General features: G+C 32.7%; 7 protein-coding genes. All 7 read right to left on the bottom strand.

Annotated elements, in window-relative coordinates; all coding sequences use genetic code 11:
- Positions 1-100 precede the first annotated feature (100 nt).
- Complete coding sequence (locus IX290_RS05840; protein WP_211492275.1) at positions 101-1,195, bottom strand: serine hydrolase; 1,095 nt, start codon at positions 1,193-1,195, stop codon at positions 101-103.
- Positions 1,196-1,324: 129 nt separating this feature from the next.
- Complete coding sequence (gene nifU / locus IX290_RS05835) at positions 1,325-1,702, bottom strand: Fe-S cluster assembly scaffold protein NifU (RefSeq protein WP_211492274.1); 378 nt, start codon at positions 1,700-1,702, stop codon at positions 1,325-1,327.
- Between the two features lie 52 nt (positions 1,703-1,754).
- Entirely contained in the window at positions 1,755-2,927 is a 1,173-nt protein-coding gene (locus IX290_RS05830) for a cysteine desulfurase family protein (protein ID WP_211492273.1), read from the bottom strand.
- A gap of 283 nt (positions 2,928-3,210) precedes the next feature.
- A complete protein-coding gene (gene cytX, locus IX290_RS05825; RefSeq protein ID WP_211492272.1) occupies positions 3,211-4,380 on the bottom strand; it encodes a putative hydroxymethylpyrimidine transporter CytX in 1,170 nt (389 codons plus the stop codon).
- Between the two features lie 35 nt (positions 4,381-4,415).
- On the bottom strand, positions 4,416-5,201 hold the full coding sequence (thiD, locus tag IX290_RS05820) for a bifunctional hydroxymethylpyrimidine kinase/phosphomethylpyrimidine kinase (protein WP_211492271.1): 786 nt from the start codon (positions 5,199-5,201) through the stop codon (positions 4,416-4,418).
- Positions 5,202-5,846, bottom strand: coding sequence for a thiamine phosphate synthase (gene thiE / locus IX290_RS05815; protein ID WP_211492270.1), 645 nt, complete (start codon positions 5,844-5,846; stop codon positions 5,202-5,204). It abuts the gene before it with no gap.
- On the bottom strand, positions 5,833-6,654 hold the full coding sequence (gene thiM, locus IX290_RS05810) for a hydroxyethylthiazole kinase (RefSeq protein ID WP_211492269.1): 822 nt from the start codon (positions 6,652-6,654) through the stop codon (positions 5,833-5,835). Before thiM ends, thiE begins: the two co-directional genes overlap by 14 nt.
- Positions 6,655-6,657 lie beyond the last annotated feature (3 nt).

The following is a 6,657-nucleotide window of genomic DNA, read 5'->3' as shown; positions in this document are numbered from 1 at the left end:
ATTGTTAATGTCCTTTTTTATTTTTTTCTGTCTCGCTCTCGCGGACATAGACTATAATATCACTTTTCCAATTTTATGTCAACTACTTTTTTTCTTTTTTTTATTTTCTAAAGGGTGAATATAGTCTTATCCCTTGTTTTGTATAGAGTTTTCCAGTCATTATTTTTTTATCATCTACAAAAACCTGATATTCTCCCAATGCTGCTCCTTTTTTAACTGGAGCTGTTGTAAAGCTTTCTTTTTTTATCTTTATATTAATCTTACTATCAGTTCTAAATATCTTTTTAAAATCTTTATCTGGATATAGATTTACATAATCCTTTTCTCCAGCAATTACTTTTACCTTAGTAAGTGGTTGAGATGTATCTAAAATCACTCTATATGTATACTCTTCATTAAACTGTCTAATCTTATCAAGTACCACTTTATCTCTTGTAGCTTCATCTTTACTTCCTAATACAACAATAAAAAGTTTTACATTATTTTCTCCAGAAACTACACAGATATTGTATCCAGCTGTATCGTGATGCCCAGTTTTTATACCATAAATCCCTTCTATCCCTAGAAGTTTATTTCTATTTTGAATCTTACCAACCTTTATTTTAGCTTCCTTCATACTTGCTATATTCATATACCCCTTAATCTTCTCTGCATTTAAAGATAGAAGGTATAATCCTCTTGCACTTCCAATATCCATATCCTTTCCAGTCATATTTGTAGGCAGACCAGTAGGTGTATGATACTCTATCATCTTATCAAGATTTAACTTTTTAAGCTTATTATTCATCTTTTTAACAAATTTATCAATATCTCCATGTGAAATATAGTAAGCTATCCCCTCTGTAGCGTTATTAGCTGAATAAATAGCACTGGCTTTAATCAGATCTTCTAAAGTAAAACTCATTCCATCCTTTATCCAGATTCTGCTTCCCTGAATATCTGCAATCTCTTTAGGAATTACCACTTTATCTTTCATATGAACATGCCCTTTATTTAGTTCATCATATGTAAGCATAAGAGTCATCATCTTAGTTACAGAAGCAAGAGGAAGTTTTTCATCTATATTCTGCTCATAATATATATTTCCAGTGTCATCTCCAACTAAATAAGCTTTACATCTATTATCAGAATCTTCTACAGCATATGAAAATATCGTACTTATTAACATTGCTACTGCAACTATTATCCTTTTCATAATTCATCTCCCATACAAAATTTACAAGGGATATTATACCATATTTCTTATATTTCATAAAGAAAAAAAGAGACAGTACAAGAGTACCGTCCCTTACAATTTAGATAATATGCCTACTTTAAGTTAAAATTATTTTGCTTCTTTTTTTGATAGGTAATCTTTGATTGCTAACTGTATAGCTTCTTCAGCAAGAACTGAACAGTGCATTTTTACAGGTGGCAATCCTCCTAATTCTTCAACAACCTTTTTATTAGTAAGTTTCATAGCTTCATCAATTGTTTTTCCTTTGATTAATTCAGTAGAAACTGAAGAACTAGCTATTGCAGAAGCACAACCAAAAGTTCTGAACTTAACATCTGTTATAATGTCATTTTCAACTTTGATAAATATTTCCATAATGTCACCACATGATGGGTTACCAACTTTTCCATATCCAGATGGGTTTTCAATTACTCCTACATTGTGTGGATTCATAAAGTGATCCATTACTTTTTCTGTATATTGCATTTTTTTACTCCTTAAATTACATATTAAAATTATTATTAAAAACTAAGTTAAATTATTTTCCTTCCTGATAAGCGTTCCATAATGGAGAAATTGCTCTTAATTTATTTACAACTTCTACTACGCTGTCAAGTACATAATCAATCTCTTCTTTTGTATTGTATTTTCCAATACCAAATCTGATTGTTCCATGTGCAAATTCAGGTTTGATTCCCATTGCAAGTAAAACGTGAGATGCTTGTAAGTCATCTGATGAACAAGCCGAACCAGAACTTACCGCAATTCCTTTATAGCTTAAGCTTAAAAGAATTGATTCTCCTTCAAGATATTTAAATGTAACACTTGAAGTTCCTGGAAGTCTTCTAACTCCTCTTGCATTGACAACAATTTCTGGAACTCTGTCAAGGATTTGAGTTTCAAAGTAATCTCTTAATTCCTCTTCTTTTTTCCATTCTGCATCCATATCTCTATATGCTATTTCCAATGCTTTTGCCATTCCAACTATTGCAGGAATATTTGATGTACCAGGTCTTCTCTTCTTTTCTTGTCCTCCACCTGTAAGTACTTTACCAAATCTGACTCCTGTTCTCCAGAATAGTCCTCCTATTCCTTTTGGTCCGTAGAATTTATGTCCTGAGAATGATAATAGGTCAATTCCCATCTCTTTTGGTTTAATATCTAGTTTTCCCATTGTTTGAACTGCGTCAACATGGAATATAATTCTATGTTCTTTTGCTAATTTTCCTATCTCTTCAATTGGTTGGAAAGTTCCAACTTCATTGTTTGCATGCATTACAGTAATAAGGATAGTATCCTCTCTGATAGCATTTTTTACATCCTCAATGTGTAAAAGTCCATTTTCATCAACTGGAAGAGTAGTGATTTCATACCCATCTTCTTCTAAGTCTTTCAATGTATTTTTTACTGCTGGGTGCTCTATAGGACTTGTTATTATATGTTTTCCTCTGTTTTTATATGCTCTAGCGATACCTCTAATGGCCAAATTGTCAGCTTCGCTTCCTGATGCTGTGAATATTAATTCATCAGGAGTAATTCCAAGATAGTTAGCTATCTTTGCTCTTGACTCCATTAGTGCTTTGTTAGTCTCTTTTCCAAATAGGTGCACACTTGATGAGTTTCCATAAAACTCTGTTAAGTATGGCATCATTGCGTCTAAAACTTCTTTATCCATTTTTGTTGTGGCATTATTGTCTAGATAAACTCTCATATTTACCCTCTCCCTATAATATTACATTTAATTACACAACTAATAATACCATTCCTTAGTAATTTTGTCAAGAATTATTATTGATATTTTTAGTAAGTTTTTCAACGCTTTTTATTATACCACTTTTTGTCAGAATTTATTATAATTATTTCTATTTTATATAAAAAAAATGGGGCTGTTGCAAATATGTAAAAATAAAATTCGCGATATTAAACACTATTGATACCTGAGAGAATTATATTTTTATAATTTTAAAATGCAATAGCACCATTTTTATTATTTATTATTTTTTTGCAAGAGCAATTTTTTTAACTATATATGCAATAATCATTGTTATAACAATATCTGGAAGAGTGTTTCCAACTGCTGTTTCAATAGTTAGAAGATATCTGTAGATTATAAACCCTACTGCCCAGATTACAAGATTAAGCCAGTTATAATTATCTTTTGAATAATCTTTTTTCACAATATAGAAATCTACAAACACTATTGCTATCATAGGTGCAAATACTGAACCTATAAATAGAAGGAAATCTGTTATATTATCCATAGGGAAAGTCATTGCAAGTATTGTTCCTACTACTGCTGTAACCATTCCTATTTTCTTTTCATCTACATGAGAAGAGATTGATTTTGATGATACCCCAGCTGAAAAAGCATCCAAAAATGTTGTTGTAACTGTTGAGAATACCACAATTAGAAGACCTGCCATTCCAAGACCAGCTTTTAAGAATATATTTGCAATATCTGATTCTCCAGTAAGAATAGCTGCTCCCATTCCCATTATAAACATCCAAATACTTACAAGGTTATACACAAGTACACTTGCAAGTGTTGCAGTAAGAGGTTTTTCAGCATCTCTTGTATAATCACTGATTACAGGTAACCAAGATAGAGGCATTGCTGCTCCAAGTTCTACTGCAAGTCCAAATGACATAGCTTCACTTGGTTCAAATCCAACTCCTGTATTTACAAATATAATTCTGCAAAGAAGAATACTTAAGATTCCAAGTCCTGTCATTGCAACAAAGTTTATCTTTTCAAGGTTTTTAATCCCTATTTTTATCCAAAGTATAATTAATGCACCAATTATAAGTGCCCATAGCCATACACCTTTATGAAGTATCTCATTAGCTGCAAGAGCTCCATCATATATCATGATAGCTGTCCATCCAACAAGCTGTACCACATTTAAAAATGAAAATAGTATTCCACCTTTACTTCCATAACTTATCTTTACACTTTCCATAGAGCTTTTTTGTGTCTTAGCACCGATTATTCCTGCTAAATACATTATCACTCCACCTATTATGTGTCCAATTATTATAGCCATAATACCATTTTTAAATCCTAAAGGTGCAAGATATGTTCCTGTAATTATCTCAGCTATAGATATTCCTGCTCCAAACCATATCATTACATTGGCTATAACTGATGTTCCTTTTTTTTCCATGTTTTAGTTTCTCCTCTTCCTATTTTTCTGTTTTTTTATTTTATTAAATATCCGTGGTCCATTGGTCCTCTTCCCTTACCAAGGTCAAGCATCTCCATAAGTGCATTTGAAATGTACTCTTTAGCTTTTTCAATAGCTTTATCAAGTGGCATTCCTTTAGCAAGATTTGAAGCTATAGCACTTGATAGTGTACAACCTGTTCCATGAGTATTTGGGTTATCTATTCTTTTACCATTGAACCATTTAATATTTTTTCCATCAAAAAGCAGGTCATTTGCATCATTTAAATTATGACCACCTTTACAAAGTACTGCACAAGAGTACTTGTCATATATTTTCTTTGAGGCAGTTATCATATCCTCACTTGTTTTTATCTCCATTCCACTTAAGATTTCAGCTTCTGGAATATTTGGAGTAATCACTGTAGCTAGAGGAAATAGTACGTCACACATAGTTTCTATCGCTTCATCCTCTATAAGTTTTGAACCACTTGTTGATACCATAACTGGGTCAACTACTATATTTTTTGCATTATATTTTTTTAGTGTATCACCTATTGCCACAATGAGTTTTTTAGATGATAACATCCCTATTTTTACAGCATCTGGCATAATATCAGAAAATACTGCATCAAGTTGTTTTTGTAAAAAATCTACACCTACATCAAGTATCCCTGTTACTCCAAGAGTATTTTGTGCTGTAAGAGCTGTAATAACGCTCATTGCATATACTCCATTCATAGTCATTGTTTTTATATCAGCCTGAATTCCTGCTCCACCTGAACAGTCACTTCCTGCTATTGTAAGTACCGCTTTTTTCATCTATTTCTCCTCCACCATCTTCTCAGTTAATTTTTTCAGTTCCTTTGTTGCTTCCTCAATATTTTTTTGCCCATATATAGCACTTATTACAGCTATTCCCACTATTCCACTGCCTTTAAGTTCCATAATATTATCTTTAGATATTCCACCAATAGCTATTACTGGAATACTTACTGCTTCACATATAGCTTTTAATGTCTTTTTATCCACTGCCACTGCATCATCTTTTGAATTTGTAGCAAATACAGCTCCTACTCCTAAGTAGTCAGCTCCCATCTTTTCAGCTTTTATTGCCTGCTCCACAGTTTGTGCTGAGACTCCAAGTATCTTATCTTCTCCAATAATCTCTCTTACACATCCAGCATCCATATCCTCCTGACCAACATGAATACCATCTGCTCCCACTTTTACAGCTACTCCTACATTGTCATTTATAATAAATGGACAAGAGTATCTTCTGCATAGCTCTTTAATTCTTACTGCTTCCTTATAAAACTCTTCCTCTTTAAGATGTTTTTCTCTTAACTGAACACAGGTAACTCCACCTTTAAGTGATTTTTCAACCTGCTCATCTAAACTCTCTCCATCTAGCCATTTTCTATCTGTAACAGCATAAAGAAGAAGGTCTTTTTTATCTATCCTCATATATTGCTCCTCTATCAAGTCTATTTCCAGTCATATTATAGATTGCATCTATCAATCTATCTCTATAAGTTGAGTTACCATCCCCATCTTCCATATTCTCCCAACCTATCTCTCCTACTACTCCCATCATACATACAGCTGCAGCAGTTGCTTCAAGTGGATGATCTGGATTTGCAACTAAAAATGCAGCTATTAAAGCTGAAAGCATACATCCAGTTCCAGTTATCTGGCTCATCTCTTTTCTACCATTTCTTATAACAAAACATCTATTTTCATCACAAACCAAGTCAATAGCTCCAGTTACTGCTATTATTCCCTTTGTTTCCTTTGCAAAAGCTTTTACAAATTCAATGCTTTTATCAAGATTTTCATCAGTTATCTTATCATTTATATCAGCATCTACTCCTACAGCTCCACCTTTTCCTGAGAAAAGAACCTTAATCTCAGATGTATTTCCCTTTATTACATCAAATCTAAACTCTTTCATAAGATCTAAGGCTGTCTTAGTTCTAAGTGTGCTAGCTCCTACTCCAACAGGGTCAAGTACCATCTTATGACCTAATTCCTGTGCCTTTTGTCCTGCTGCAAACATAGCTTTGATACTGTTTTTATTCAGTGTACCAATATTGATATTAAGTCCTCCACAAATTGCAGTAATCTCAACTGCATCTTCAGGTTCATCTGCCATTACAGGACTTGCACCAGTTGCAAGTAACACATTTGCAACATCATTTACAGTTACATAGTTTGTAATATTGTGTATAAGTGCACCATTTTTTCTTAGGTTATCCAAATATTTTCCTAACATATA

The sequence above is a fragment of the Fusobacterium sp. DD2 genome (assembly GCF_018205345.1).
GTDB lineage: Bacteria > Fusobacteriota > Fusobacteriia > Fusobacteriales > Fusobacteriaceae > Fusobacterium_A.
This window is presented reverse-complemented; position numbering and strand designations above follow the sequence as displayed.